Below are 25,680 nucleotides of genomic sequence, written 5' to 3'. Positions count from 1 at the left end.
TATGGACACAACGAAAAAAAAGCCGGGTTTTTGGACCTTCGTTTCCATCGGCATCATGGCGCTGATCCTGCTGTTCCTGGTCTACCCGATTTTCGGGCTGATGAAGGAAGCCTTCTTTACGAAAAGTACCGGATTTACACTGGATGCCTTCCAGAAATTTTTCAGTAAAAACTATTACTACCAGACCATCGGAAACAGCTTTGAGGTCTCTATAACAGTCACCGTGATCAGTCTATTGCTGGGAATCCCCTTTTCCTATTTCTATACTTTTTTCCAGCTAAAGGGGAAAAAAGTGCTGTTTGTACTGTGCCTGCTGTGCACGCTGTCCGCGCCCTTCATCGGCGCATATTCCTGGATCCTTCTGATGGGCAATTCCGGACTGGTTACAAATTTTTTGAAAACATTCGGCATTACGGGAATCAGTATCTATGGTTTCGGCGGAATCGTACTGGTTCAGACGCTCAAGCTGTTCCCTTTGGTGGTTATTTACATGAACGGCGCGTTCCGGGATATTGACAACTCTTTGATGGAAGTGGCGGAAAGCATGGGATGCAAAGGGGTCAAGCGCTTTTTCAAGGTGCTGATGACCCTGACGATGCCTACAATCCTGGCCGCGGCGCTACTCGTGTTTATGAGGGCCTTTGCGGATTTCGGTACACCGGCTTTAATCGGACAGGGCTTTCAGACTTTCCCCGTACTGATTTACAACGAGTACTTAAGTGAAAACGGCGCCGACTTCCATTTTGCGGCGGCAATTAGCTTTATCGCGATTATTGTAACGGGAATCATCTTCCTGATTCAGAAATTCGCCACCAATAAATTCAGCTTCACCATGAACGCACTCCACCCGATTGAGCCAAAAGAGGCGAAAGGAATAGGCAAATTCCTGATGCACGCGTATTGCTATCTGCTGGTTGCGATTGCTCTGATTCCTCAGGTATACATTATCAATATGTCCTTCCGCAATTATAACAACAGTATTCTGCGTCCCGGCTATTCTTTGATTAATTATCAGAAAGCCGTACAGAAGATGCTGTACCGCTCCATCGGAAATACGATTATTATCAGCGTAGTGACGCTTGCGATTATCATCGTGATTGCAATTTTAATTGCCTATCTGGTAGTAAGAAAAGGAAACTTCTTCAACAACGCCATCGATACCATTTCCATGCTGCCTTATATCATGCCCGGCGCAGTTATTGGTATTTCCCTCGTAATTGCGTTCAATCGGTCGCCGCTCGTACTGAACGGCACGCTGGCTATCATGATTATCGCCCTGGTCATCCGTCGGATGCCCTTTACCAGCCGATCTGCCACAGCGGCCATGATGAAGATACCGGAAAGCATAGAGGAAGCCGCTATCAGTCTGGGTGCTTCCAAACTGAAAACGCTGGTACGCATTACGGTTCCTATGATGTCCAGCGGCATTATCTCCGGCGCGGTGTTAAGCTGGGTCTCCATTATTACGGAAATGTCCAGCGGCGTGATCCTGTATAACAACAAAACTATCACCCTGACGGTCAGTACCTATAACGCGATTGTCCGCGGAACCTTTGGTGTAGCGGCGGTTTTTGCCGCGGTAACTACGATCTTTACTGTTATCTGCTTGTTTGTTTATTTGAGATTTACCAAGATTGAGGACGTCAAGCTATAAAGATTTGCTTTGGATAAATATTCGGGATTCGCAAAAACCCCGGTGTTTTTAAATAACAAAGGAGAGAGAGAAATGAAAAAAAGGTTATGCATGTTCCTGGCGATGGTGATGGCGGTTACCCTGGTTGCCTGCGGTGCCCCCAGTTCTGCCGGTTCCAAGGCCTCTGAAAGCGGAGCGCAAAGCGCGGCGGCTTCCTCCGCATCCGACAGGCCCTATTGGGTGAAAGGCGAAGATGAAGTAACGGGAACCATCAACGTCTATACCACCATGGAGGAGACCCAGCAGCAGACTCTGCAGGAAATGTGGGAGAAGTACTACCCGAAATGCAAGATTGAATTTCAGTCCGACTCTGTCGGGACGCTGGTTACCCGTCTAAAATCCGAGGCGAACGCCCCGGTGGCGGATGTTTTGATCGGCGGCCTGTTTGAAGCGGACGGAGACAAATACCACGATGTTCTGCAGCCCTACACGGCCGTCAACGATTCCGAACAGAAATATCATGACAAATCCGGCTATTATACCCTTTACGATGTACAACTGATGTGCCTGATTGTCAACAAAGACCTATGCAAGGATCTGGGCATAGAAGTAAAGGGCTATCAGGATCTGCTCCAGCCGCAGCTGAAGGGCAAAATTATTCTGGCGGAACCCAGTGTTTCTTCCAGCGCGTACCGTCAGCTTCAGACCATCCTGGCTACTATGGGCAAAAAGTTTGACGACGACGCGGGCTGGGATTACATTAAGCAGATGATGGCTCAGTGCAACGGGATTAGCACCACCAGTTCCTCCGAAGTATACAACGACGTTATCAACGGTGAATATGTGGTGGGCCTTTCCTATGAATCCACCGTACAGGCCATGATCAAGGATGGCGCTACCAATTGCGAATGCGTCTATATGAAGGAAGGTAACACAGCGATGGCCGGCGGCGCCGGAATCGTAAAGGGTGCTCCGAATAAAGCTGCAGCAGAAGCAATGATGAATCTGCTTGCCAGCAATGAATTCCAGGATGTCCGTTCCCAGGAATCCGGCGGCCGCGGCACGAATTCCCTGTGCGCGAATTCCGGCCTGCCCAAGGAAGATACTTTAGGTCTGGTCGACCTGGACTTCAGCTACCTGGCTGCCAACAAGAATGCCCTGATGGATCACTGGGCAACCCTGTGGAAGAACGCAAAATAAATTACGTTGTGCAATACGATATCATATAAAAGGGGCTGTTGCAAAACGAATTTGTGATAGCAAGTTGCACAGGATTAATAGTCTAAAGCACAAAAAATGCGCCTAGAAACGGCTTTGAAGGCCCAATCATGGCACATTTTTTGTGCTTTATTTTTTGGAGAGGTTGTTTTGCAACAGCCCCTTTTTCATGTTTTTTGATTTGACGTACGGCAGCTTCCGCTCGCCCGGTAAAAACCGGCCGGGAAAAAGAATTGTGAAGCAAAGAGCGAGCATACTAAACCCGAATGGATTTCACATAGAGAGCGGGACAGTTTAAGATACGGCGCCAGACAGCAAAATGCAGACACGGCCGTTTTCCCCGGCGCCGGCGGAGGGAGGACATATGAAAAAAAACACCGGAGGACTGCGCATCGTGATGATGCTCGGCCTGTGCGGGGCTTTCGCGGTTTTCAGCTCCACCATATCGAAATCGCCGGTTTTGCCGATTTTTGCGAAGAATCTTGGCGCGACCGGCACCCAGACCGGCTGGATCGCTTCGGCGTCCACCCTGCCCGGAATCCTGATCAGCTATCTGGCCGGGGATTTGGCCGACCGGTTCGGATATCAAAAAATCCTGATCGGTTCCCTGCTCGTTTTTGCGAGCGCGCCGTTCGTTTACTTTCTGGTAGTCAATCCGATGGGGCTGGCGGCGGTGCGTTTTTACCACGGCTTTGCGACCGCCGCGTTTGACCCGGTGGCGATGGCGGCCATCGCGGCTTTCAGCCGGAACAGCACCGGGCAGAACCTGTCCCTCTACACCTCCGCCACGCTGATCGGCCGGGCACTGGCGCCGGCCGTGGGCGGCGCGGCGTATGAGTACGGGGGAATCCCCACGGTGTACGGGATTGCGGGCGGCGCGGGCATTCTGGCTTTGGCCTTTGCGATCTGGTTCTTCCGGAAAAGCAAAAATATGCGGCGGGCGGAAGAAACGGCCAAAAGCCGGAAGGAAGAGGCCGAAAAGCTTTCCTCCCTGAAAAAGCTGCGGGGCATGCTGCGCTACCGGCCCCTGCTGCTGGTCGGAGCGCTGAACGCCTGCGCGTATTTTTCCTACGGCGCGTTTGAAATGATCTTTCCTCTTTACGCGAAACAGCTCGGAATGTCCACCGGGCAGATCGGGTTTGTGCTCGGCGCCCAGCTGATCGGAATGATTTTGCTGAAACCGGTGTTCGGCCGGGTGTCCGACCGCGTGGGCCGCCTGCCGCTGATGGTCGTCGGGCTGTTCGTCTGCTCGGGCACTTTTTTTCTGCTGACCTTTCTTAAAGCGGTCATGCTTGTGATCCCCCTCATTGTGGTCTACGGCCTGGGGTTCGCCCTGATTACCTCCGGAACAAACGCGCTGGCGGCGGACGTTGCGCAGCAGGGGCAGCTCGGCGGGTCGCTGGGTGTGATGAGCACCATGATGGACGTCGGCCAGACCTTCGGCCCGCCGGCGATCGGCGCGGTGAGCGACCTGTTCAGCTACACGGCTGGAATCGCCGCGCTGGGGGGGATCCTGCTGCTCGCAGCGGCAGGATGTGTTTTCGCGCTCATCAGGCAGCGAAAAACGCCCCGCCCGGATTAAGCTTTTCTTGACGGTCACGGCAGGTTACGGTATCATATCATAGGAATGACCGGCAGACCGGGCCGGAACGCTTAACGGGGGGAACGGGAATATCCTATGCAGCAAAACTGGAAAAAGAATACGGTTCTGTTTCTGACAAGCCAAACGGTTTCTCTGTTCGGTTCGTCGCTGGTTCAGTATGCCATCATGTGGTATATTACCCTTCAGACCAAGTCGGGCGTCATGATGATGATCTCCATCCTTTGCGGCTTTATCCCGACCTTTCTGCTTTCACCCTTTGCGGGCGTCTGGGCGGACCGCTACGACCGGAAAACCCTGATTGCCCTGTCGGACTCCATGATCGCGCTGTCGACGCTGGTCATGGCGGTGCTGTTCCTTCTGGGGTACAAGGCCATGTGGCTGCTTTTTGTCATATCGGCCGTGCGCGCGCTGGGCTCCGCGGTGCAGACGCCGTGTGTGGGCGCGTTTCTGCCGCAGCTGGTGCCGGTGGAAAAGCTTACCGCGGTCAACGGGATCAACTCGAGCATTCAGTCCGCCATCCTGCTGCTTTCCCCCATCGCCAGCGGCGCGCTGATGTCGGCGGCGCCGATCGAGACCATCTTTTTTATTGATGTGGGAACCGCCGCAATCGGTGTTTTTACGCTGCTTTTTTTCCTTCGAGTCCCTGCCCGGGCGGGCGTCGCGGCGCCGGGAAGCTCCGGCTATTTCGAAGGGCTGCGGCTGGGATTTTCCTATATCGGCACACACCCGTACCTGAAACGGTTCTTTCTGTTCTTTGCCCTCTTCACCTTTCTGGCGGCCCCGGCGGCTTTTCTGACCCCGCTGCAGGTCACGCGCAGCTTTGGAGAAGAGGTCTGGTACCTGACCGCGATCGAAATCGCCTTTTCTCTCGGGATGATGCTGGGCGGACTCCTGATGGCCTGCTGGGGCGGCCTGAGAAACCGTGTGCACACCATGGCGCTTTCCAGCTTTATGATCGGTGTCGGGGTGTTTCTGCTGGGCGTTGTCACCGATTTTTGGGTCTATCTGGCGCTGATGGGACTTGTCGGATTCGTCATGCCCATTTTCAACACGCCCTCCACCGTCCTGCTTCAGGAAAAGGTGGAGCCGGATTACCTTGGCCGCGTGTTCGGCGTGCTGACCATGATTACCAGTATGAGCATGCCTTTGGGAATGCTTTTGTTCGGCCCCCTGTCCGACTGGATTAAAATCGAATGGATGCTGGTTGCGACCGGGGTGCTGACTTTCGTGGAAGGACTGTTTCTGGTTTTCAGCAAAAAGCTTGTGGAGGCCGGGCAGAAGCCGGTCTGAACGGACAACAAGGATACCATTATAAGGGCGCATATCCTCAAACGGGATATGCGCTTTTCGCTGCCCGGAACGGGTAAAAATGACTGATTTTTAAAACGCTTAAAGCGTGCGGATGAATATTATTACCAAAAAATGACAGCGTGCATTTGACAGGATTAATGATTTTGTGATATTATAGAAATCTAAGAAGCAATCTGTAAAAAGCATGAAGTTGTTTCTTGTCGGATTATGGGCAGAAAAGGAGGGCATTTATGATTGAATACAAAAATGTCAGTAAGTCTTATGGAAAACAAAAAGTTGTGAAAGATTTGAATTTAAAGATACCCGACGGTGAGTTTGTCGTGCTGATCGGCCCTTCCGGCTGCGGAAAAACGACAACGCTGAAAATGCTGAACCGACTGATCGAGATGGACTCGGGCAGCATCAGCATCGACGGAAAGGATATTATGGAGATGAATCCCGAAAAGCTGCGCAGCCGCATCGGGTACGTCATCCAACAGATCGGGCTTTTTCCCAACATGACGGTGGAGGAGAACATCTGCGTGGTGCCGCGTCTGCTGAAATGGGACAAGGAAAAAAGCCGCCAAAGGGCGAAAGAGCTTCTGGAGCTGGTCGATATGCCGTATGAAACCTATGCTCATAAATATCCGAATGAAATGAGCGGCGGCCAGCAGCAGAGAATCGGCGTGCTTCGCGCGCTGGCGGCGGAGCCGCCCATTATCCTGATGGATGAGCCCTTCGGCGCGTTGGACCCGATTACGAGGGACTCGCTTCAGGACGAGGTCAAGTCCCTGCAGCAGCGCCTGGGAAAGACCGTCATCTTTGTTACGCACGACATGGACGAGGCGCTGAAAATGGCGGACACGGTCGTGTTTATGAGCGAGGGCCGGATTTTGCAGACGGATTCCCCCGAGGGGATTCTCCGCGCGCCCGCCAACGATACCGTACGGGAATTTATGGGCAAGCATGTACATAATTTCTCGCAGAACCAGCTGGCGTGCTCCGATCTGATGAAAACCAACGTGGCAAAGGTCACGCAGGACAAAAAGACGCTGGAATGCGTCAACATCATGAGCCGCAGGGAGATCGACTCCCTTGTTGTGGTGGACCGGGAGGAGCGTTATATCGGCGTCCTGCTGATTGAAACCGTCAACGAGCGCGGCAAGGCGGGCGACACCATCAGGGACCTGATTACCGTGGACTTCCCGACCGTTGCGCCGGACACCCCCGCGAAAACCGCTTTCGATATCATCAGCAGCCAGCGGGCGGAATACGTCGTCGTGCTGACGGAGGACAAAAAAGTGGCCGGCATCATTACAAAAACCAGCATGTCAAAGGCTTTGGCAAGCGTTGTTTGGGGGGATGGGCAATGAGTGATTTCTTCCGTCTTTACGGGGATAAACTGCTTGGCGCCATCACGACCCATCTGGCCTATGTCCTGATTTCCGTTTTTATCGGATTTGTCATCGCCCTGTTTCTGGGAATTTTGCTTTCCAGAGCCCCGAAAATATCCAAATTTGTTCTGCCGGTCCTTTCCGTGGTGCAGACGATCCCCGGCATCGTGTTTATCGGCATCCTGTTCCTGTACCTCGGGATGGTGCCCGCCACCGTGGTGGCCGCGCTCTCCATTTACGCGATCTTCCCGGTGCTGAAAAACACCTATGCCGGACTGATCGGCGTTTCGGAGCAGTACAAGGAAGCGGCGAAGGGCTGCGGGATGTCTCCGCTGCAGTCGCTGCTGTGGGTGGAGCTGCCGCTGGCTCTTCCCGCCATCATCGGCGGGCTGCGGATGTCCACCGTCTATATTGTAAGCTGGGCGGTGCTGGCCTCCATGATCGGCCTGGGCGGCCTGGGCGACTTCATCTATATCGGCGTCAGCACGAACAACAACACGCTGATTATCGCGGGCGCGATTCCGGCCGCCATCCTCGCGGTGGGGCTGGGCCTTTTGATCGACTATTTCCAGAAAAGGGCCGTGCCGAAGGGATTAAGGGGGGATGTCAAGTGAGCGCGGCGATGATTTTTGAGCATCTTTACATTGTTCTGCTTTCGGTGCTTTTCACCGTTCTTCTCGGCCTGCCGCTCGGCGTGCTGGCCTATATGAAAAAATCGGTGCGCTCCGTGGTGCTGTGGGCCGTGGATATTCTGCAGACCATCCCGGCGCTGGCGCTGCTCGGGATCATTATGGTTTTTCTGGGCGCGGGCAAGCCGACGGTCATCATCGGACTGGTGCTGTATTCTCTGCTGCCGGTCGTACACAACACCTACCTCGGCCTCAGCAATATTGAGCCCGCCATCAAAGAGGCCGCCGACGGCATGGGCATGAGCCGGACTTACCGGCTGCTCCACGTGGAAATCCCCATCGCCTTCCCGGTCATCTTCACGGGGATCCGGATCGCCACCGTCACCTCCATCGGCGTAGCCGTATTCGCTACGTTCGTGGGCGGCGGCGGGCTCGGCTCCATCATCTACCGCGGCATCCATATTCAGAACATGAAGCTGATCCTGTCCGGGACGCTGTCGCTGATGGGGATGGCCGTGCTGTTCGACGGCGTAATGGCCTATATTGAAAAACGGCTGTACCGCCACAGGACCGTAAAAAACGACACACAGTAACCGTGTATTTTCGTCGACAGTAATATGAATAATAATATAAAGAAAAGAGGGAGAAAGTATGAAAAAAGTGATTGCCGTTATGATGAGCCTGGTTTTGGCGCTTTCCGCCGCGGGCTGCGGCTCGGGTAAGAGCAGCGGGGACGAAATCGTCATTATGGACGGTCAGTTTTCCGAAATGAAGCTGATTCACCAGATGGTGAAAATGCTGGTGGAGCAGGACACCGACGCCAAGGTCGTCATTAAGGACGAGGTCTCCCCCGTCAACGGCTTCAACGAGCTGGTCAAGGGCAGCTGCGACCTGATGAACAGCTACGACGGCACCTTGCTGACCACCTATCTGAAGCTGGACACAAAGGATATCCCCGAGGGGCAGACCCTGTACGATTTTGTCAACGAAACCGCGCTGAAGGAGAAGAAGGTCTATCTTCTGGATAAGCTCGGAATCAACAACACCTACGCGATCGCCGTTCCGCAGAAGATCGCGGACCAGTACAAGCTGGAAACCATCAGCGACCTTGTGCCGGTGGCCGGCAAGCTGGTGTTCGGCGCGGAGCATGAATTTTTCAGCGAAGAAGGCAGCATGAAATTCAGCCCGTTCGTCAAATTCTACGGGCTGAATTTTAAGGAGAGCAAGCCGGTCGACCTGGGGCTGAAGTACTCCGCGGTGGAAAACGGGAACATCGACGTGACCGAGGTTTACGCTACCGACGGCCTGAACAAAAAGGCCCAGCTGAAAGTGCTGAAGGACGACAGAAGCTTCTTCCCGGAATACAACGGCGCGCTGCTCGTCCGCTCGGACCTGTTCGAGCGCTTCGAGAAAACGGCGCCCAACCTCAAAGAGACCCTGAACAAGCTCGGCGGAATCTTTGACAACGAGACCATGGTCGACCTGACCTACGCGGTCGACGTGGAGGGAAAGACCGTACCGGAGGTCGCGAAACAGTTCCTGCAGGAAAAGGGGCTGCTCAAGTAATTCAGACGGTATCCCCATCACAAGAGGATAAAAAGAGGCCCGGAACGGCGCTGTGAAACGCTTTTCCGGGCCTTTGTGTTTTGTTTTGTCATTCCTTGTCCGGGTAAAGAAAGCTTTTCACCCGGTCCTGGCAGTTGTCCTCGCCGCAGTAATACAGCACGTCGTGCTTCTGCAGAATCGCGTAGGGGCCGGGGGACATCATCAGCGTGCTGTTGCGCTTGATGGCGATGATGGTCGCCGCCGTGTGGTGCCAGAAATTCAGCTCGGACAGGGACTTGTCGAGCAGGGGCGTTTTGTCCGTAATTTCGATTTCAAACGGAATAAACGGATTGATGGACTGGAAGCGCTCCGTCCGGTCTATGATGCTGGAAATGGATTTCAGCAGGAATTTCGTCTCTTTTCTCTGCCGCTCAACGCTGCTTAAAATATCCTTTTTCAGGTCGTTCAGCGACTGGATGTCGTTGTACTGGCGAACGAATTTTACGGCGTTGTCGTACGATTTGATAATCACGCCGCTGCCCTTGGTCACGTCTACGATTTCCAGGTCGGACAGTACGCAGATAGCGCGCCGCGCGGTTTCGGAAGAAACGTTGTACTGGCTTGCAAGGTACGATCTCGCGTATATCTTTTCTCCTATGCGGTAACGGTTGTCCACGATCTTTGCCGCGATGTCGGCGGCAATTTTCTGGTAAACCGGTGCCGTTACTTTAATGGTGTCCTCCATAAACCTCACCTATCCTGTGAAAATACCTTTCTCTGTTTTTACGTTCAAAAGCACTTCCGCATTGACAACGGAGGTGCTTTTTCTTTATTTCTATCATACCACAACCGCGCGGCGCCGACAACCGGAAAAATCAAAGGGAATGAAAGCGGATTCCGGCCTGACGGCGGCCCTGCTCCAGCAGCCCGGTGCAGAGGCGCATGTGTTCGCGGGCGCGTGCGTACGCGGCCTCGTCCCGCTCCGCAAGAATGCGGGCGAGCTCCTTCTGCTGACAGAACAGGGAGGATTTGCGCTCCGTGGAAAGCAGCTCCTCCCCGCCGCCGCGGGGATAAAGCCGGATCCTGTCCAGAGAGGTGGGCTCCTCCAGCGTCACGGTGCCGTTTTCGCCCTGAATTTCGCTTGCCGACCGGCTGGCGGAGATTTTGGAGGCGCTGAGCACGGCGCGAAAGCCGTCGTACTCCAGAATCTGGGTGCAGACCCCGTCCACCCCGCTTTCGAGCAGGCTGGCGGTGCAGGTGCTGCTTTTCGGCGCGCCGAACAGGGCGGTACAGAGATAAAGGTTGTAGATGCCGAGGTCGGCCAGCGCGCCGCCGTCGTATTCCGCGCTGAAAACGGGCGGGTTCTTTCCTTCTTTATAAGCGTCGTACTTGGAGGAATATTTCATATAGCTGAAAGAAACGTAGTGAATGGGGGCGATCCTTTTGACCGCTTCCTTCAGCACAGCCAGATCGGGGTTGTAGATCGGGCGGATCGCTTCCAGCAGGTACACGTTGTTTCTTTTCGCGATATCCAGAAGCTCTTCCAGCTGCGCCGAGGTCGCCACCGCCGGTTTTTCCACGATCACGTGCTTTCCGGCGGAAAGGCAGAGCTTCGCCTGCGGGAAATGCAGGCTGTTCGGGGAAGCGATATAGACGGCGTCCAGCCCGGGGCAGCCTGCCAGAGCGTCCAGCTCGGTAAATACATGGGGAATTTGGTACAGGGCCGCGTACCGAGCGCCGGTCTCCGCTTTGCGGGAATAGACCGCGTAAGGCTCGTAGCTTCCCGTCTCCACAGCGGCCTGTACGGACAGGCGCGAAATTTCCGAAGTGCCGATGATTCCTAATTTCATAAAGCGGTTCCTTTCCTGAATATCCGAAATGTTGTTTTAACTTAGTGTAGCATGGAACCGGCGGCTTTTCAAGCGGGATCGCGGCGTTTCAAAGCCGCGCCCGGCGTACCCGGAGGGAGAGAAGGGCTCCCCTCCGGCCCGGGCTATGCTAAATTCCTCCACCATAGCGGCGGCCCCTTCAAAAACGGGGCCGGGAACCTTGTTTTTTTCTTGAACGGAACGGGGACAGGTGCTATAATGCAGATAGAACGAACCGGCGGAAAAGCCGGACGACGGGAGTGGTTGCAGTGACGGTGATCGGCAGGTATTTTACTCAGCTGGATTTGGCGATGGAGAACGAAGAGGCGTTTTCCGGACTGGAAGGGCTGTTTTCGGAAGACGCTTCCCTGCGGCTGAAAGGGTATGACGAAGTGCGCGGGCGCGGAAAAATCAGGGAGTTTTTTCAGGCCCTTCTGGGCAAAAACAGAGAAATGAAGCATGTATGGGAAATCGCCCCCGAGCGGGGCGGGTTCCGGGTGCCGTGGGCCGCGGCCTGCGTCAGCAAGGCCGGCGACGTTTTCACCATGGAGGGGACGGACCACATTGTGCTGGACGCCGACGGGAAAATCCAAAGCCTTTTCCTCGGAATCGGCACAGAGGCTTAGAAGAGGGCGGTCGGGGGACTCTTTCCCGCCGCCCTTTCGCCGCCGCAGGGCACAAAAAAACGCCGTACACGGATTTTTGATCCATATACAACGTCAAAGCGCCCGCGGGTACAAAATCCCCTCTGTACAAAAGAGTAAAGAGGCGGTATAATAATATCCGCAGCGTGCCGATTTTCGGTTGTTTATGGAGCTTGCTCTCCGTAAGCAGGGGGCGGGGTGTTCGAGGCCCCGTTCCTGCGCTGCACTTTTTTATTTGTGCCTTGCAACTGAATTATAGCGCGTTTTCTTCGCCAGTGCAATAGAATTCGCTAAATTATATGGAAAATAATGGGGCGGGGATTTTTCCCGTCCCTTTTTTCAGACGTCTGGGTGCTCTCATGAAAGCAGGGGGTGACTCCCTCAGTCAGGCTGCGCCTGCCAGCTCCCTCAAAGAGGGAGCCTTAATAAGCGGGACCCTTGCCTCCCTCTGTGAGGGAGGTGTCGCGCTCGGCGCGCCGGAAGGAGTTTCGGAGCACCCCCCTTCCGATTGAACGTAAGCCAATTGGAAGCGCCGCCGTAGGCGCCTGCCGACCGCATGGTCCGACCGCATGGTCCGGGTCTCAGAACCCCACCAGCAGTCCGCCGTTCTCCGTGTAGTAGCTGGTCAGCCCCCGCGTCTGCAAAATCGTGATCTTCGTGGTCAGGCAGACGTGCGCGATCAGCTCCTTCAGGCGCTGCGCGCCCTTGGGATTGTTGCAGTGGCTGATGACGACGGGCTTGCCCGCCATGTCTTTCAGCTTGTTCATGGTTTCCACGATCTGCAGGATCGCGCGTTCCTCGCCGCGCGGCTTGTGCAGCACCTTGATCTCGCCTTCCGGCGTGTTGGAGGCCACCGCGCGGATGCCGAGCGAGTTGGCCAGAATCCCCGCCACGCGGGACATGCGCCCCGATTTGACCAGGTTGTCGTAGGAACCGAGCGCGAACAGCAGAAACAGGCTGTGGGAGTACGCTTCCGCCTGCTCCACGACTTCGTCGAAGTCCAGCCCCGAGGAAATCAGCTCCGCCGCTTTTCTCAGGATCAGCGCCAGCCCCCCGGCGGTGGAACGGGAATCGATCACGTGGATTTTCTTCCAGGGGAATTCCTCCAGAACCATGTCCCTCGCGACAAGGGCGCTGTTGTAGGTGCCGCTCAGCGCGCTGGTCATCGTCGCCGCCAGGGTGCAGTCGCTTTTCCGGAATTCGGCTGCCCACTCTTCCGGCGCCGGGCACGCCGACGAGGACGGCCCCTTGTAATTTTTCATCTGGGCCAGCATGACGTTTACATTCAGCGAATCGTCGTCGGTGTACTCGGTGCCGCCCACGATGAGCTTCAGGGGTACGGTCGCAAAGTGCAGGCCGTAATCCTGGAACGCGTTTTGGGGTAAGTCGCAGGAGCTGTCTGAAAGAATACTCCAGGTCATAAAAGCACTCCTATAATTTCAAATTATCATATAGTTTTCAAAACCATATATTTTAGTCTATAATATCATAATAGACAGCAAAAATTAATTCTAATAATGAAAATTAAATAATTTCTCCCGCCCATGGAAAAAATCGCGCAGAGTTGCAAAATCGCTCCGATAAGCTTATAATATCTCTCAAATCTGTAAATATGAATCGGAGTTGATTTCTATGTACGACGGAATTGCGGCGCAGGCGAAAACAGCCGTCTGCGAATTGATAAAAGCCGCGGGACTGACTGCGGGAAACATTCTGGTCGTGGGCTGTTCCACCAGCGAAATCGGCGGGCACGATATCGGCTCGTCGTCCAGCGCGGAAATCGCCAACGCGGTGTTTCACGCCGTTTACCCCGTTTTGAAGGAAAAGGGGATTTACCTGGCCGCCCAGTGCTGCGAGCATCTGAACCGCGCGGTCATTCTTGAAAAAGAGGCGGCGGTCAGGGACCGGCTGGAAATCGTCAACGCCGTTCCGCGCCCGAAGGCGGGCGGCTCCTTTGCCGCGGCGGCTTACTCGAACCTTGAGCATCCGGTGGCGGTGGAGGAAGTCACCGCTCAGGCGGGGATCGATATCGGCGGCACGCTGATCGGCATGCACCTTGCCAGAGTAGCGGTGCCGGTGCGCCTTTCCGTGCGCAAAATCGGCGAAGCCAACGTGACCAGCGCGCGCACCCGGCCGAAATACATCGGCGGCGAACGCGCGAATTACGACGAAAGCCTGAAATAAGGAAAGGATTTCCTCACGTAAAAACGGCGCCTTCCGTAAAAACTAAAGTAAATTTTTTATTTACTGAGGTTTGGGGAGGCGTTTTGCTTTGGGGACCTTTTATGAGAACGACCCGGATTTACGGGGGTATTTTGAGAATCTGCCCATCGACGTGAAAAACAGGATCCTGGAATCGGGCGTGGAGATTTCCACGCTGGGCGAGCTGATGCAGGCAGCGGAGCATATTCGGGAAATAAATGGATAATCCTGTAAATCCTGTGAAAACTATTCCCGGAGGTGAGTCCGATGAAAGGCAAGTACAGCGGTTTATACGAGCTGATCGAAGAGGACAGCGAAGCCGGTGAATACTTTGACAGCCTGCCCGAATACGTGCAGGAATCCATCAGCGCGCGGGAGGAGAACATCAATTCCTTCGCAAGCCTGCGCGATTACGCTGAGAATCTGATGCGGGACGATGAATGACGGCGCGGGGCGTTTTTCGCCCCGCCTGTATCTCTTTTGCTTCGCTCCGTTTGACAACCGCGCTTTTCTGTGCTACACTGGCAAAAATATCATTTTACACGCAGGGACGGAGAAAGTAACCCTTCCGAAGGCACACAGAGAAGCTTTTGCGGCTTTGCCGCGCTGAAAGAAAGCGGGCGGGAGTTGGGGCGAAAATGGCTCCTGAGCGGCGCACCGAGACCGGCTTTCCGGTTTAGGCTGCGACGGGGATTTCCCGTTACAGAAAGCGGGTATAGGCGGTGTCCGGCACCGTAATGCCCTGAGAGGCCCGTTTCGCAAGGGACGGGTGAATTTGAAGTGGTAACACGGGATTTGGAATCTCGTCTTCATCGGGCACGGCGCCTGTGAAGGCGGGCTTTTTTATTTTCCGGGGCACGGAAAGGAATAGCCATGAAAATCAGCGAAATTCTGAACAGCGGCAGGGTCACGGTTTCCTGCGAGCTGTTCCCACCGAAAAAAGACGGCGATATCGCCCGGGTGAAAGAGGTTGTGCGCGACATCTCCGCGCTCAGGCCCGATTTCATGAGCGTTACCTACGGCGCGGGCGGCGGCACGTCCCGGAACACGGCCCGCATCGCGTCGGAAATCCAGAGCCGCGGCGTGACCGCGCTGGCGCACCTGACCTGCGTTTCCTCCACCAGGGAGGAGGTCGGGCAAATCTTATCCGGGTTAAAAGAACAGCATATTGAAAATGTCCTGGCCCTGCGCGGCGATATCCCCCAGAATTCCGATTTCCCGTCCCCCGGCCAGTACCGCTACGCCGGCGAGCTGGTCAGGCAGATCAGGGAATACGGCGGGTTCTGCATCGGCGCGGCCTGCTACCCCGAGGGGCACGTCGAGTGCGCCCACAGGGAGGACGACATCGGCTACCTGAAGGAAAAGGTGGACAGCGGCTGCGACTTTCTGACCACGCAGATGTTTTTTGACAACAATATCCTCTACCAGTTCCTGTACCGGATTCTGGCGAAGGGGATCCGGATCCCGGTGGTGGCGGGCATCATGCCGGTGACCAACAGCGGCCAGATCAGGCGGATCTGCGCGCTTTCCGGCACGGAGCTGCCGCCGCGCTTCCGGGCGATCGTGGATAAATTCGCCGACAAGCCCGCCGCCATGAAGCAGGCGGGTATCGCCTACGCGACGGAGCAGATCATCGACCTGATTTCCAACGGCGTCAGCGCGATCCATATTTATACGATGAACAAGCCGGATATCGCGGCAAAAATCATGGATAATTTATCGGAGATCATCAGGGAATGAAAGAGACGGAAGAAGTGCTGCGCTATCTGGGCTACCGCGGCAAGCCCGCGGATGAGCGCACCCTGCTTACAATCGAATCCTGCATCAGCGAGCTGCGGGCAGCGGTCACTCCCCGCAGCCTCAGCCTGCTTTTGCCGGTGAAGTTTGACGGGGACGCGGTGCTGCTCGGGAACCTGAGGGTGGAAAGCGGGGACTTGAGGAAGCATCTCTCCGGCTGCGGGGAAGCGTACCTGTTCGCGGCCACGCTCGGCACGAAAGCGGATTTCCTTTTGGAGCGCGCCTCCAAAATCGACATGAGCCGCGCCGTGGTGCTGCAGGCCTGCGCCGCCGCGCTGACAGAGAGCGTCTGCGACGAAGCGGAACGGGAGCTTTCCGCCGAGGCGGCAAAGCGCGGGCTGTTTCTGCGGCCCCGGTACAGCCCCGGCTACGGGGACTTTTCCATCCTGCATCAGCGCGATCTTCTGGGGATTTTACAGGCGCAGAAAAAAATCGGCCTTGCCATGACGCAGGACAGCATGCTGGTGCCGACAAAATCCGTTACTGCGGTCATTGGCCTGACCGCGGAGCGGACGACCTGCCATATTGCGAAGTGCATGGGCTGCAAGTCTTTGAATTGTCCGTTCAGAAAGGACTGATATCATGGGAATACTGGAAGACCTGGGGAAACGCATGGTCTTTTTTGACGGCGGCTTTGGGACCCTTTTACAGGAAAACGGCCTCGGTCCCGGCGAGCTGCCGGAGCTGTGGAACCTGACCCGCCCCGAACTGATCAAAGAAATTCACAGCAGGTACCGCGCGGCGGGTGCGGATATCCTGACAGCCAATACCTTCGGCGCAAACCCGATCAAGCTGCACGGCTGCGGCCGTTCCGCGGAGGAAATCGTAGCCGCCGCGGTGGGCCTTGCCAGAGAAGCCGCCCACGGCGCGCTGGTCGCCATGGACATCGGCCCGACCGGGAAGCTGCTCAGGCCGCTCGGCGACCTCGATTTCGAGGACGCCGTTTCCGCCTTTTCCCGGGCCGCCGCCGCGGGGGAAAAAGCGGGGGCCGACCTGATCCTGATCGAGACCATGAGTGATACCTACGAGTGCAAGGCCGCCGTGCTCGCCGCAAAGGAGAGCACCCGGCTGCCCGTTTTCGTCACCATGGTCGTGGATGAGCAGGGCAAGCTGCTGACCGGCGGCGACATCCCGGCGGCGGTAGCGCTGCTGGAGGGCCTCGGGGTGGACGCCGTGGGGCTCAACTGCGGGTTCGGCCCCCAACAGATGAAAAAATTCCTCCCGCAGATGACACAGGCGTGTTCCCTGCCCGTGATCGTGAACCCCAACGCCGGGCTGCCCCGCACCGAAGGGGACAAAACCGTGTTTGACGTAAAGCCGGAGGAATTCGCCGCCGTGATGGAGGAAATCGCGAAGGAGGGCGCCTGGATTCTGGGCGGCTGCTGCGGTACGACCCCGGAGCATATCGCGGCGGTGGTGCGGCGGTGCAAAGACCTTTCCCCGCGTCCCATCGTCCCGAAAAACCGCACGGTGGTTTCCTCGTTCGCCCGGGCGGTCGTGTTCGGCAAAAAGCCGGTGCTGATCGGCGAGCGCATCAACCCCACGGGCAAATCCCGGCTGAAACAGGCCCTGCGCGGCAATGACATGGATTACCTGCTGCGGGAGGCGATCACCCAGCAGGAAAACGGCGCCCATATTCTCGATGTGAACGTCGGCCTGCCGGAAATCGACGAACCCGCGCTCCTTCGCCGCGCGGTCATGGAGATTCAGGGGATTTCCGACCTTCCGCTTCAGCTCGACACCTCCGATCCGAAGGCGATGGCGGGCGCCATGCGCATTTACAACGGAAAGCCGCTGATCAATTCGGTCAACGGAAAGGCCGAATCGATGGAGGCGATCTTCCCGCTCGTGAAAAAGTACGGCGGCGCCGTGATCGCGCTGACGCTGGACGAAAACGGGATTCCGGCCACGGCGCAGGGCCGGTTTGAAATCGCGGAAAAGATTGTGAGGACGGCCCGGGAATACGGGATTGACAAAAAAGACCTCGTTTTCGACACGCTGGCCATGACCATCAGCGCCGGGCAGGAAAACGCCGCCATTACGCTGGAAGCCCTGCGGCTGATCCGCGACCGGCTGGGCATCCATACCTCGCTCGGCGTTTCCAATATTTCATTCGGTCTGCCCCAGCGGGAACACATCAACGCCGCGTTTTTCACGATGGCGCTGCAGAACGGGCTGGGAGCCGCGATCGTCAACCCCAATTCCGCCGCGATGATGGACGCGTACCATGCGTACTGCGCGCTCAGCGGCAGCGACGGGAAGTGCATGGACTATATTGCCCGCTATTCCGCGCGGAAAACGGAAGCCGCGCCTCCGCCCGCCGCGGGGGAGCTTTCCCTGCTGGACGCGGTGGTGCGCGGCTTGAAGGAAAGCGCGCACGCGGCGGCGCTCCGGCTGGTGGAAACGGAGGAACCGCTTGCCATCATCAATACCCAGATGATTCCCGCGCTTGACCGGGTGGGAAAGGACTTCGAGCAGGGCGTGCTGTTCCTGCCCCAGCTCCTGATGAGCGCGGAGGCCGCCAAGTCGGCGTTTGAGGTCATCCGGGGGAAAATGACCGTCAACGGGGAGCAGACGAAGAAGGAAAAAATCATCCTCGCGACCGTCAAGGGCGATATCCACGATATCGGCAAAAATATCGTCAAGGTCCTGCTGGAAAATTACAGCTACGACGTGATCGACCTCGGCAAGGACGTTTCCCCCGAAACGGTGGTGGACGCGGCGGAGGAGGGCGGCGTGAAGCTGGTCGGGCTCAGCGCGCTGATGACGACCACCGTCTCCAATATGGCGGAGACTATCCGCCAGCTGCATGAAAGGGTGCCGGACTGCCGGGTGATGGTCGGCGGCGCGGTGCTCACGCCCGAATACGCGCAACAGATTCACGCGGACGCCTATTCCCGGGACGCGATGGGTTCGGTGCGTTACGCGCAGAAGCTGTTCGGCGGGGAGTGACCCGCGGTTCCGATACAAAAAGCTGCCGGAGGATTTTTCCCCGGCAGCTTTTTTAGCTGTCCCCGAAAATCTCTTTTTTTAGGCGTTTTCCGGTCGGCGTGGCGGCAAGCCCGCCTTCGGAGGTCTCCTTCAGGCTGCGGGGCATCGCGTCGCCGATCCGCTTCATCGCGACGATCACCTCGTCGGCGGGAATCGCGCTCCGGATTCCGGCCAGCGCCAGCTCCGCGCCCACAAACGCGTTCGCCACGCCCATGGCGTTGCGCTTGACGCACGGGATTTCCACCAGCCCCGCCACCGGGTCGCACACCAGGCCCAGAATGTTTTTCAGCGCAATGGCACAGGCGTCCTCCGCCATCCGCGGGGTTCCGCCCGCCAGCTCCGTCAGCGCCGCAGCAGCCATGGCGGAGGCCGCGCCGCATTCCGCCTGACAGCCGCCCTGCGCGCCGGAAATGCTCGCGTTGTTGGCGATCACCATGCCGAACGCGGAGGCGGTGAACAGCGCCATTACCACGTCGCGCTCCGGAAGCTCCCGGTCCTCCATCACCGTCAGCAGCGCCGCGGGGATGATCCCGCAGGAGCCGGCGGTCGGCGCGGCGACGATTTTGCCCATGCAGGCGTTGCTTTCCGAGACCGCGAGCGCGCGCACCAGCGCGCTGCCGAACACTTTGCCGCAAAGGGTGCGGCCCTGGTCCACCGCCTGCTTCATTTTGTACGCGCCGCCGCCCGAAAGCCCGCTCACCGAGCGCATGTCCGGGTCGATGCCGTCCTCGACGGACTGCCGCATCACGCGGAAGCTTTCCAGCATCGTCCGGTACAGCTCCGGCTCCGGCTTTTCCAGCTCGCGCGACTGGTCCTCCAGAACGATCTCCGATATCTTTTTATTTTCCCTTGCGGCCGCGCCCACAAGGTCTTCCACCGAATAATAAATTCCCATCTTCCACCAGGCCTTTCCGATTCTTGGTTTCCCGGCCGCGTCAGTCCGGCTGCAGCATGGTCGAGCGGATGACGTCCGGCAGCTTTTCGATCCCGGCGTTGCTTTCCCGGCTGAATTCGCCGTCGACCTCTATGGTCATCAGCGCCGTTTCGCCCCTGTGCCCGCGGGTCAGCTTGAAATTGCCGATGTTGACCCCCTGCGAGGCGATGTAGTTCGTCACGTGCGCGATCACTCCGGGCACATCCCGGTGCAGGATCAGAAGCGTGGTCTGCTGCCCGGTGACGTCCACCTTCATCCCATTGATTTCGCTGATGACGATGTTTCCGCCGCCCACGGAAGCGCCCTGCAGAGTCGCGGTATTCCCCTGCTCATCCGTCAGGGTAATCACCGCCGTATTGGGGTGAGCCCCCTCGATTTCGCCCTTTTCAAAGACGACGGAAAGGTTCCGTTCCTTCGCGAGCGCAAGGCTGTCGCGGATGCGGGCGTCGCTCGGGGACATGCCCATGATCCCGGCGACAAGGGCCTTGTCCGTTCCGTGCCCGCGGTATGTTTTCGCAAAGGAGCCGTGCAGCAGAATGTGCGCGCGCACGGGCCTGCCGTCCAGAAGCGCGCCGGCGATCCGCCCGATTCTTACGGCACCCGCCGTGTGGGAGCTCGACGGGCCGATCATCACCGGCCCGATAATATCAAAAACATTCATAAGAAGCCTCCGCCGCCCTATTTTGAAAGAAACCAATTTATCTGTTTATTATAGCATAATGCACCGGTGTTTTAAACGATATTTTCCGGCGAACCCCCCGCGCGCTTTTCAGGCTGCGCGATTTCTCGGCGCCCGACAGTTCTTACGTCTTTTTTCGGTGAATTGTATATTATCATGCCCGGAACACAAGATAATATTTGTAAAAAAATTCCAATATTTATTTTGAACTTCAAAATTTTCTTGACAAAACGATTCTTTTTTGATATAATTGACAAATATTTTGAACTTCAAAATAAATCGCGAAAGGAGGGAACTGTGTTGAATAACGAATACTCCCAGATCAATAATTTCCTCGTAAAAGTATTTAACGAGGTCCTGAGAACGGAAGAAGCAAGCCTGAAAACCAAGGAATCCCACAACCTTTCCATGCGGGAAATGCACGTGATCGAAGCGGTGTGCGGCGGCGCGCAGGAGGGAAAAAATACGGCTTCGGATATCGCGTGCTCCCAGGGGATCACCGCGGGTACGCTGACGACGACCATCAACACGCTGGTGAAAAAGGGCTTTGTCCAGCGGCAGCAGGACCAGCGCGACAAAAGAGTTGTCCGTATCTTCCCGACCGAAAAGGGAAAAAGCGTCAATGAAGTTCATTCCTCTTTTCACCACAAAATGGTTTCCGCCATTATGTCCGCCATGACGGAGGACGAACTGGCCATGTTTGTAAAGGGACTGGCCGCGGTGACAAGCTTTTTTGAAAGCAACAAAAAATAACGGAGGGCTTCTATGGCTATTAAAATTATAACGGACAGCACGTCGGATATTTCCCTTGACCGTCAGGCCGAGCTCGGGATCGAGATCGTTTCCCTGAGCGTGCATTTCGGCGACAGGGAATACGTGGACGGCGTGGACCTTACCAAACCGCAGTTTTTTCAGATGCTCCACGACAGCGCGGAACTCCCCACCACGGCGCAGGTCAACCCCGAACGGTTTGAAAAAATATTTGAAAAATACGTCAAAAGCGGCGACGAGGTCGTCGGGATTTTTATTTCCGGCAAGCTCAGCGGGACCTATCAGTCCGCGGTGATCGCCAAACAGACGCTGGGGGCGGAAAATATCCATCTGATCGATTCGCTGACCGTCAGCTTCGGGCTGGCGCTTCTGGTTTATGAGATGATTAAGCTGAGGGACGCCGGAAAAAGCGCGGAAGAAATCTGCTCCGCGGTGGAAGAGCTGAAAAAGAAGCAGCGGTTTTACGCGATTATCGATACGCTGAAATATCTGAAAATGGGCGGCAGGCTGTCGGCTTCCTCCGCCTTTATCGGCTCCATGCTGCACATCAAGCCGATCGTCTTCCTGGAAAACGGAGAAGTCAGCGCGTTTGACAAAAAGAAGGGGCACAAGGCGGCCGCCCTGCGCATTGCGGAGATGATGGAGAAGGAAAAACCGGATCCCGCTTACCGCATCTTTTTCGGCGATACCGATTCCCCGCAGTTTCTGAACCTTCTGAAGGACGCGGCGGGCTCCGTCGCGGACATTTCGGACAGCGAGACCATCGCCCTCGGGTCGGTCGTCGGCACCCACGGCGGGCCGGGCTGCGTGGGCGTATCCTATATTGCGCAGGGGGATTCCTGACGCGGAACACGGAGGAAAAAATGAGCTTTACGATCATCGGTACGGGGAGCGCGTTTCCGGCGTGTACAAAGACCAACGGGGAACTGTCGCTTCTGATTGATACTTCGGATGAATGGATCTCCACGCGCACAGGGATCAAAAGCAGGCATATTTCCACTTCGGAAACCCTGTGCGACTATGCCGCCGAGGCGGCGGCGCGCGCGCTGAAGGATGCTTCCACGGCGCCGGAGGAGCTGGATCTGATCCTCTGCTCCACCGCGCGGGGCGATCATATCACACCGTCTCTTGCATGCGAAATCCAGCAAAGGCTGGGCGCGGTCTGTCCGGCGTTCGACCTGAACGCGGCCTGTACCGGCTTTGTCTACGCGCTGGATGTCGCTTTTTCTTATTTTTCGGCAAATAGGGCAAAAAGGATCCTGATCGTGTCGGCGGAGGCCATGTCCAGGCTGCTGGACTGGAAGGACCGCTCCACCTGCGTGCTTTTCGGCGACGGGGCCGGCGCGGCGGTACTGGCGCCGGGGGACGGCCTGCTTTCCATCAAAATCGGGGCGAAGGGCGACGCCGCCCCGCTCTATGTGGAAAATACGCGGGGCAGCTGCCCGTATTCCCAGGTAAAGCAGGTGGACCCGTACCTGAAAATGAACGGCAAGGATGTTTACAAATTCGCCGTGGCCGCTATGTGCGGCGATCTTGTGCAGGTCATCCGCGAAGCGGGGCTGACGGAAGCGGACGTGGACTTTGTCCTGCCCCATCAGGCAAACCTGCGGATTATCGACGCGGCAATCAACAAGCTTTCCATCGCGCCGGAAAAATACCGGCACAATATTGAACGGTTCGGCAACACCTCCTCGGCGAGCATCCCCATCCTGCTGGATGAGCTCAACCGCGCGGGGGAGCTGCACGCCGGAAATATCCTGGCGCTGACCGCTTTTGGCGGCGGCATGACCACCGGGGCCTGTATCCTCCGCTGGGGGCGAAAGGACGGTTCCGATCAAAAAGAAGGCGGGGACTGCAGATGATCAAGACACCATTGTGTGAACTGCTCGGGATCGAATATCCCATTCTACAGGGAGGAATGGCCTGGATTGCGGACGCTTCCCTTGCCGCCGCGGTTTCCAACGGCGGCGGGCTGGGCCTGATTTCCGCCATGAACGCGGACGCGGAATGGGTGAAGGGCGAAATTCGCAGGGCGAAAACGCTGACGGACAAACCGTTCGGCGTCAATATCATGCTGATGAGCCCCCATGTGCGGGAGATCGCCCAACTGGTCGTCGACGAGGGGGTGCCGGTGGTGACGACCGGCGCGGGAAATCCCTCGCAGTATATGGCCGCGTGGCTGGAAGCGGGCGTCAAGGTGATGCCCGTGGTGGCCTCCACCGGCATCGCGAAGCGCGTCGCCCGGAGCGGCGCGGTCGCCGTCATCGCGGAGGGCTGCGAATCGGGCGGCCATATCGGCGAGCTGACCACCATGACGCTGGTGCCGCAGGTGTGCGACGCGGTGGAGATCCCCGTCGTTGCGGCGGGAGGCATTGCGGACGGCCGGGGAATCGCGGCGGCGTTTTTGCTCGGCGCGGCCGGCGTGCAGGTCGGCACCCGGTTTCTGGTGGCAAACGAATGCGGGGTCCATCAGAATTATAAGAATAAAATCCTTCACGCGAAGGATATCGACACCCTGACGACCGGCAGGCGCTCCGGGCACCCGGTGCGGGCGCTGAAAACCGCCTTTACGCGGGAATTCGCCAAAAAAGAATACGCCGCCGACATTTCCGCGGAAGAGCTGGAAGCTTTCGGCTCCGGCGCGCTGCGCCGAGCCGCCGTGGAGGGCGACGAAAAAAACGGATGCTTCATGGCGGGCCAGATCGCGGCCCTTGTCGATAAGGAGCAGCCCGCGGCGGAGATCATCCGCGAAATGTTCGGGGAAGCGGAAGCTGTGTTGGGGGGCGCCGGAAGATGGGTAAAATAGCGTTTGTCTTTTCCGGGCAGGGAACCCAGTACGGCGGCATGGGCAAAGACCTTTGGGAAAACAGCCCCGCCGCGAAAGAGGTGTTCGGCCGCGCCGACGCGCTTCGGCCCGGAACCTGTGCGCAGTGCTTCGGCGGCACGCAGGAGGAACTGAACCAGACCATCAACACGCAGCCCTGCGTTTTCTGTGTGGATCTGGCGGCGGCACAGTGCCTGAAGGCCGAAGGGGTCGTCCCCGACGCGGCCGCGGGCTTTTCGCTGGGCGAGGTCGCGGCGCTGACCTTTGCCGGGGCGTTCGGTACGGATGAGGGAATCCGGCTGGTGTGCCGCCGGGCAGAGTTCATGCAGGACGCCGCGGAAAAGCACCCGAGCGGCATGGCTGCGGTGCTGAAGCTCCCGGTGGAAACCGTAAGGGAGCTTTGCGGCAGATATGAAAACGCCTATCCGGTCAATTACAACTGCAGGGGTCAGACCGTCGCCGCGGTTTCCAAAAGCGCGATGGACGCTTTCTGCCGGGATGTGCGGGCCGCGGGCGGAAAAGCCGTCCCCCTGGCGGTCAGCGGCGGGTTCCACTCCCCGTTTATGGACGAGGCGGCGGAAAAGCTGCTTCTGGAGCTGGAAAAAATGGAGATGAAAGCCCCTTCGCTGCCGGTTTACTCCAATGTGGACGCAAAGCCTTACGGGGAAAACGGGAAAGTCACGCTGTCGCGGCAGATCAACCACCCCGTTTACTGGCAGAAGTCCGTGGAAAACATGATCGCGGACGGAATCGATACCTTTGTGGAAACCGGCCCCGGGAAAACCCTGTGCGGCCTGATTAAAAAAATCTCTTCACAGGCGCGTATCCTCAATGTGGAAAACTTTGCGGACGCGCGGGCCGCCGCGGAAGAGTTAAGGAGGAGCCCATGCTGAAAGGGAAAACGGCCGTCGTGACCGGCGGCTCCAGAGGAATCGGCAAAGCCATCGCGCTGAGGCTGGCGCGGGAAGGCGCCGACGTCGCCGTTCTCTACGCCGGAAACGAGGCGGCGGCGCAGGAAACCTGCGCTTTGATCGGTCAGTGCGGCGCAAAGGCGAAAGCCTACCGGTGCGACGTTGCGGACGACCGGCAGACCAAAGAAACGGTCGACGCGATCCTTGCCGACTTCGGCGGAATCGATATTCTGGTGAACAATGCGGGCGTCGCCCGGGACGGGCTGATTCTTTCGATCAAGGAAGAGGACTTCGATACCGTGGTCGATACGAATCTCAAGGGCGCGTTCCATATGATCAAGCATACCTACCGCAATTTCATGAAAAAAAGAAGCGGCAGGATCATCAATATCACCTCCGTTTCCGGCGTGATCGGAAACGCCGGCCAGGCCAACTATTCCTCCGCGAAGGCCGGGCTGATCGGCCTGACCAAATCCACGGCGAAGGAGCTTGCCGCGCGGAACGTGACCTGCAACGCGATCGCCCCCGGCTTTATCAGCACCGATATGACCGCCGCGCTGCCGGAGAAGACCAGGGAAGCCGCCGTGGAGGCGATTCCGTTAAAGCGCATGGGCACCCCCGGCGACGTTGCCGCGCTGGCGGCGTTCCTTGCGGGGGACGAGGCGGGCTATCTTACCGGCGAGGTCATCAGAATGGACGGCGGCCTCGGCATGTGATAACATCCACCGCGCTGTGTGCGCAGAATCG

The 25,680-nt window shown here is 57.2% G+C and carries 26 protein-coding genes; 21 read left to right on the top strand and 5 right to left on the bottom strand.

The genetic code is table 11. The features are described 5' to 3' along the window. Position 1: 1 nt before the first annotated feature. The 8 genes from ACQGQ5_RS05605 to ACQGQ5_RS05570 all read left to right on the top strand — a co-directional run bounded on the left by ACQGQ5_RS05605 (position 2) and on the right by ACQGQ5_RS05570 (position 9,333). The gene (locus ACQGQ5_RS05605) at positions 2-1,654 is read left to right on the top strand and encodes an ABC transporter permease (RefSeq protein WP_455735571.1); all 1,653 of its coding nucleotides are present in this window, start codon (positions 2-4) and stop codon (positions 1,652-1,654) included. Positions 1,655-1,726: 72 nt separating this feature from the next. Further along, entirely contained in the window at positions 1,727-2,833 is a 1,107-nt protein-coding gene (locus ACQGQ5_RS05600; protein WP_455735570.1) for an extracellular solute-binding protein, read from the top strand. Between the two features lie 382 nt (positions 2,834-3,215). Beyond that, complete coding sequence (locus tag ACQGQ5_RS05595) at positions 3,216-4,433, top strand: MFS transporter (protein WP_455735569.1); 1,218 nt, start codon at positions 3,216-3,218, stop codon at positions 4,431-4,433. A gap of 96 nt (positions 4,434-4,529) precedes the next feature. Next, on the top strand, positions 4,530-5,744 hold the full coding sequence (locus ACQGQ5_RS05590) for an MFS transporter (protein WP_455735568.1): 1,215 nt from the start codon (positions 4,530-4,532) through the stop codon (positions 5,742-5,744). Between the two features lie 251 nt (positions 5,745-5,995). Beyond that, positions 5,996-7,117: a betaine/proline/choline family ABC transporter ATP-binding protein gene (locus ACQGQ5_RS05585; RefSeq protein WP_455735567.1), complete on the top strand. Its 1,122-nt coding sequence runs from the start codon at positions 5,996-5,998 to the stop codon at positions 7,115-7,117. Then, a complete protein-coding gene (locus tag ACQGQ5_RS05580; protein ID WP_455735566.1) occupies positions 7,114-7,752 on the top strand; it encodes an ABC transporter permease in 639 nt (212 codons plus the stop codon). Before ACQGQ5_RS05585 ends, ACQGQ5_RS05580 begins: the two co-directional genes overlap by 4 nt. Further along, positions 7,749-8,360, top strand: a complete 612-nt coding sequence (locus ACQGQ5_RS05575; protein ID WP_455735565.1) for an ABC transporter permease — start codon at positions 7,749-7,751, stop codon at positions 8,358-8,360. The genes ACQGQ5_RS05580 and ACQGQ5_RS05575 overlap by 4 nt, the downstream gene beginning before the upstream one ends. A gap of 58 nt (positions 8,361-8,418) precedes the next feature. Beyond that, entirely contained in the window at positions 8,419-9,333 is a 915-nt protein-coding gene (locus ACQGQ5_RS05570) for a glycine betaine ABC transporter substrate-binding protein (RefSeq protein ID WP_455735564.1), read from the top strand. An 88-nt stretch (positions 9,334-9,421) separates the two neighbouring features. On the opposite strand, the gene ACQGQ5_RS05565 is transcribed toward ACQGQ5_RS05570, so the two are convergent. Continuing rightward, on the bottom strand, positions 9,422-10,057 hold the full coding sequence (locus ACQGQ5_RS05565) for a TrkA C-terminal domain-containing protein (RefSeq protein ID WP_455735563.1): 636 nt from the start codon (positions 10,055-10,057) through the stop codon (positions 9,422-9,424). Between the two features lie 130 nt (positions 10,058-10,187). Continuing rightward, complete coding sequence (locus ACQGQ5_RS05560) at positions 10,188-11,162, bottom strand: Gfo/Idh/MocA family protein (protein ID WP_455735562.1); 975 nt, start codon at positions 11,160-11,162, stop codon at positions 10,188-10,190. A gap of 287 nt (positions 11,163-11,449) precedes the next feature. On the opposite strand from ACQGQ5_RS05560, the gene ACQGQ5_RS05555 reads away from it, so the two are divergent. Continuing rightward, positions 11,450-11,806 carry a nuclear transport factor 2 family protein gene (locus ACQGQ5_RS05555; RefSeq protein WP_455735561.1) on the top strand — a complete coding sequence of 119 codons (357 nt, stop codon included), beginning with the start codon at positions 11,450-11,452 and terminating at the stop codon, positions 11,804-11,806. A gap of 599 nt (positions 11,807-12,405) precedes the next feature. On the opposite strand, the gene ACQGQ5_RS05550 is transcribed toward ACQGQ5_RS05555, so the two are convergent. After that, positions 12,406-13,245 carry a DegV family protein gene (locus ACQGQ5_RS05550; protein ID WP_455735560.1) on the bottom strand — a complete coding sequence of 280 codons (840 nt, stop codon included), beginning with the start codon at positions 13,243-13,245 and terminating at the stop codon, positions 12,406-12,408. Positions 13,246-13,456: 211 nt separating this feature from the next. On the opposite strand from ACQGQ5_RS05550, the gene ACQGQ5_RS05545 reads away from it, so the two are divergent. The 6 genes from ACQGQ5_RS05545 to ACQGQ5_RS05520 all read left to right on the top strand — a co-directional run bounded on the left by ACQGQ5_RS05545 (position 13,457) and on the right by ACQGQ5_RS05520 (position 18,775). Next, positions 13,457-14,008: a TIGR01440 family protein gene (locus tag ACQGQ5_RS05545; RefSeq protein WP_455735559.1), complete on the top strand. Its 552-nt coding sequence runs from the start codon at positions 13,457-13,459 to the stop codon at positions 14,006-14,008. Positions 14,009-14,096: 88 nt separating this feature from the next. Further along, positions 14,097-14,252, top strand: coding sequence for a hypothetical protein (locus ACQGQ5_RS05540; protein WP_455735558.1), 156 nt, complete (start codon positions 14,097-14,099; stop codon positions 14,250-14,252). A gap of 41 nt (positions 14,253-14,293) precedes the next feature. Further along, on the top strand, positions 14,294-14,470 hold the full coding sequence (locus ACQGQ5_RS05535; protein ID WP_455735557.1) for a hypothetical protein: 177 nt from the start codon (positions 14,294-14,296) through the stop codon (positions 14,468-14,470). Between the two features lie 429 nt (positions 14,471-14,899). Further along, the gene (gene metF, locus ACQGQ5_RS05530; RefSeq protein WP_455735556.1) at positions 14,900-15,766 is read left to right on the top strand and encodes a methylenetetrahydrofolate reductase [NAD(P)H]; all 867 of its coding nucleotides are present in this window, start codon (positions 14,900-14,902) and stop codon (positions 15,764-15,766) included. Further along, positions 15,763-16,401 (top strand): Vitamin B12 dependent methionine synthase activation subunit, encoded by a 639-nt coding sequence (locus ACQGQ5_RS05525; protein ID WP_455735555.1) that lies wholly within the window; start codon positions 15,763-15,765, stop codon positions 16,399-16,401. Before metF ends, ACQGQ5_RS05525 begins: the two co-directional genes overlap by 4 nt. A 4-nt stretch (positions 16,402-16,405) precedes the next feature. After that, entirely contained in the window at positions 16,406-18,775 is a 2,370-nt protein-coding gene (locus ACQGQ5_RS05520) for a homocysteine S-methyltransferase family protein (protein WP_455735554.1), read from the top strand. 52 nt (positions 18,776-18,827) lie between these two features. Here the strand turns inward: ACQGQ5_RS05520 and sdaAA are convergent, their stop codons facing one another. Next, positions 18,828-19,709 (bottom strand): L-serine ammonia-lyase, iron-sulfur-dependent, subunit alpha, encoded by an 882-nt coding sequence (sdaAA, locus tag ACQGQ5_RS05515; RefSeq protein WP_455735553.1) that lies wholly within the window; start codon positions 19,707-19,709, stop codon positions 18,828-18,830. A 40-nt stretch (positions 19,710-19,749) separates the two neighbouring features. After that, the gene (sdaAB, locus tag ACQGQ5_RS05510) at positions 19,750-20,409 is read right to left on the bottom strand and encodes an L-serine ammonia-lyase, iron-sulfur-dependent subunit beta (RefSeq protein WP_455735552.1); all 660 of its coding nucleotides are present in this window, start codon (positions 20,407-20,409) and stop codon (positions 19,750-19,752) included. A gap of 318 nt (positions 20,410-20,727) precedes the next feature. Here sdaAB and ACQGQ5_RS05505 point away from each other — a divergent pair, with 318 nt between their 5' ends. Genes ACQGQ5_RS05505 through fabG form a run of 6 tightly spaced genes read left to right on the top strand, consistent with a single transcriptional unit; the run spans position 20,728 to position 25,649 of the window. Further along, a complete protein-coding gene (locus ACQGQ5_RS05505; RefSeq protein ID WP_455735551.1) occupies positions 20,728-21,180 on the top strand; it encodes a MarR family winged helix-turn-helix transcriptional regulator in 453 nt (150 codons plus the stop codon). A gap of 12 nt (positions 21,181-21,192) precedes the next feature. Continuing rightward, positions 21,193-22,041, top strand: coding sequence for a DegV family protein (locus tag ACQGQ5_RS05500; protein WP_455735550.1), 849 nt, complete (start codon positions 21,193-21,195; stop codon positions 22,039-22,041). Between the two features lie 20 nt (positions 22,042-22,061). Further along, entirely contained in the window at positions 22,062-23,060 is a 999-nt protein-coding gene (locus ACQGQ5_RS05495; protein WP_455735549.1) for a beta-ketoacyl-ACP synthase III, read from the top strand. Continuing rightward, positions 23,057-24,004, top strand: coding sequence for an enoyl-[acyl-carrier-protein] reductase FabK (gene fabK / locus ACQGQ5_RS05490; protein WP_455735548.1), 948 nt, complete (start codon positions 23,057-23,059; stop codon positions 24,002-24,004). The genes ACQGQ5_RS05495 and fabK overlap by 4 nt, the downstream gene beginning before the upstream one ends. Further along, on the top strand, positions 23,992-24,915 hold the full coding sequence (gene fabD / locus ACQGQ5_RS05485; protein WP_455735547.1) for an ACP S-malonyltransferase: 924 nt from the start codon (positions 23,992-23,994) through the stop codon (positions 24,913-24,915). The genes fabK and fabD overlap by 13 nt, the downstream gene beginning before the upstream one ends. Next, positions 24,909-25,649 (top strand): 3-oxoacyl-[acyl-carrier-protein] reductase, encoded by a 741-nt coding sequence (fabG, locus tag ACQGQ5_RS05480; protein ID WP_455735546.1) that lies wholly within the window; start codon positions 24,909-24,911, stop codon positions 25,647-25,649. Before fabD ends, fabG begins: the two co-directional genes overlap by 7 nt. The last annotated feature ends 31 nt before the right edge of the window (positions 25,650-25,680 follow it).

The sequence above is a fragment of the Caproiciproducens sp. genome (genome assembly GCF_053840905.1).
This window is presented reverse-complemented; position numbering and strand designations above follow the sequence as displayed.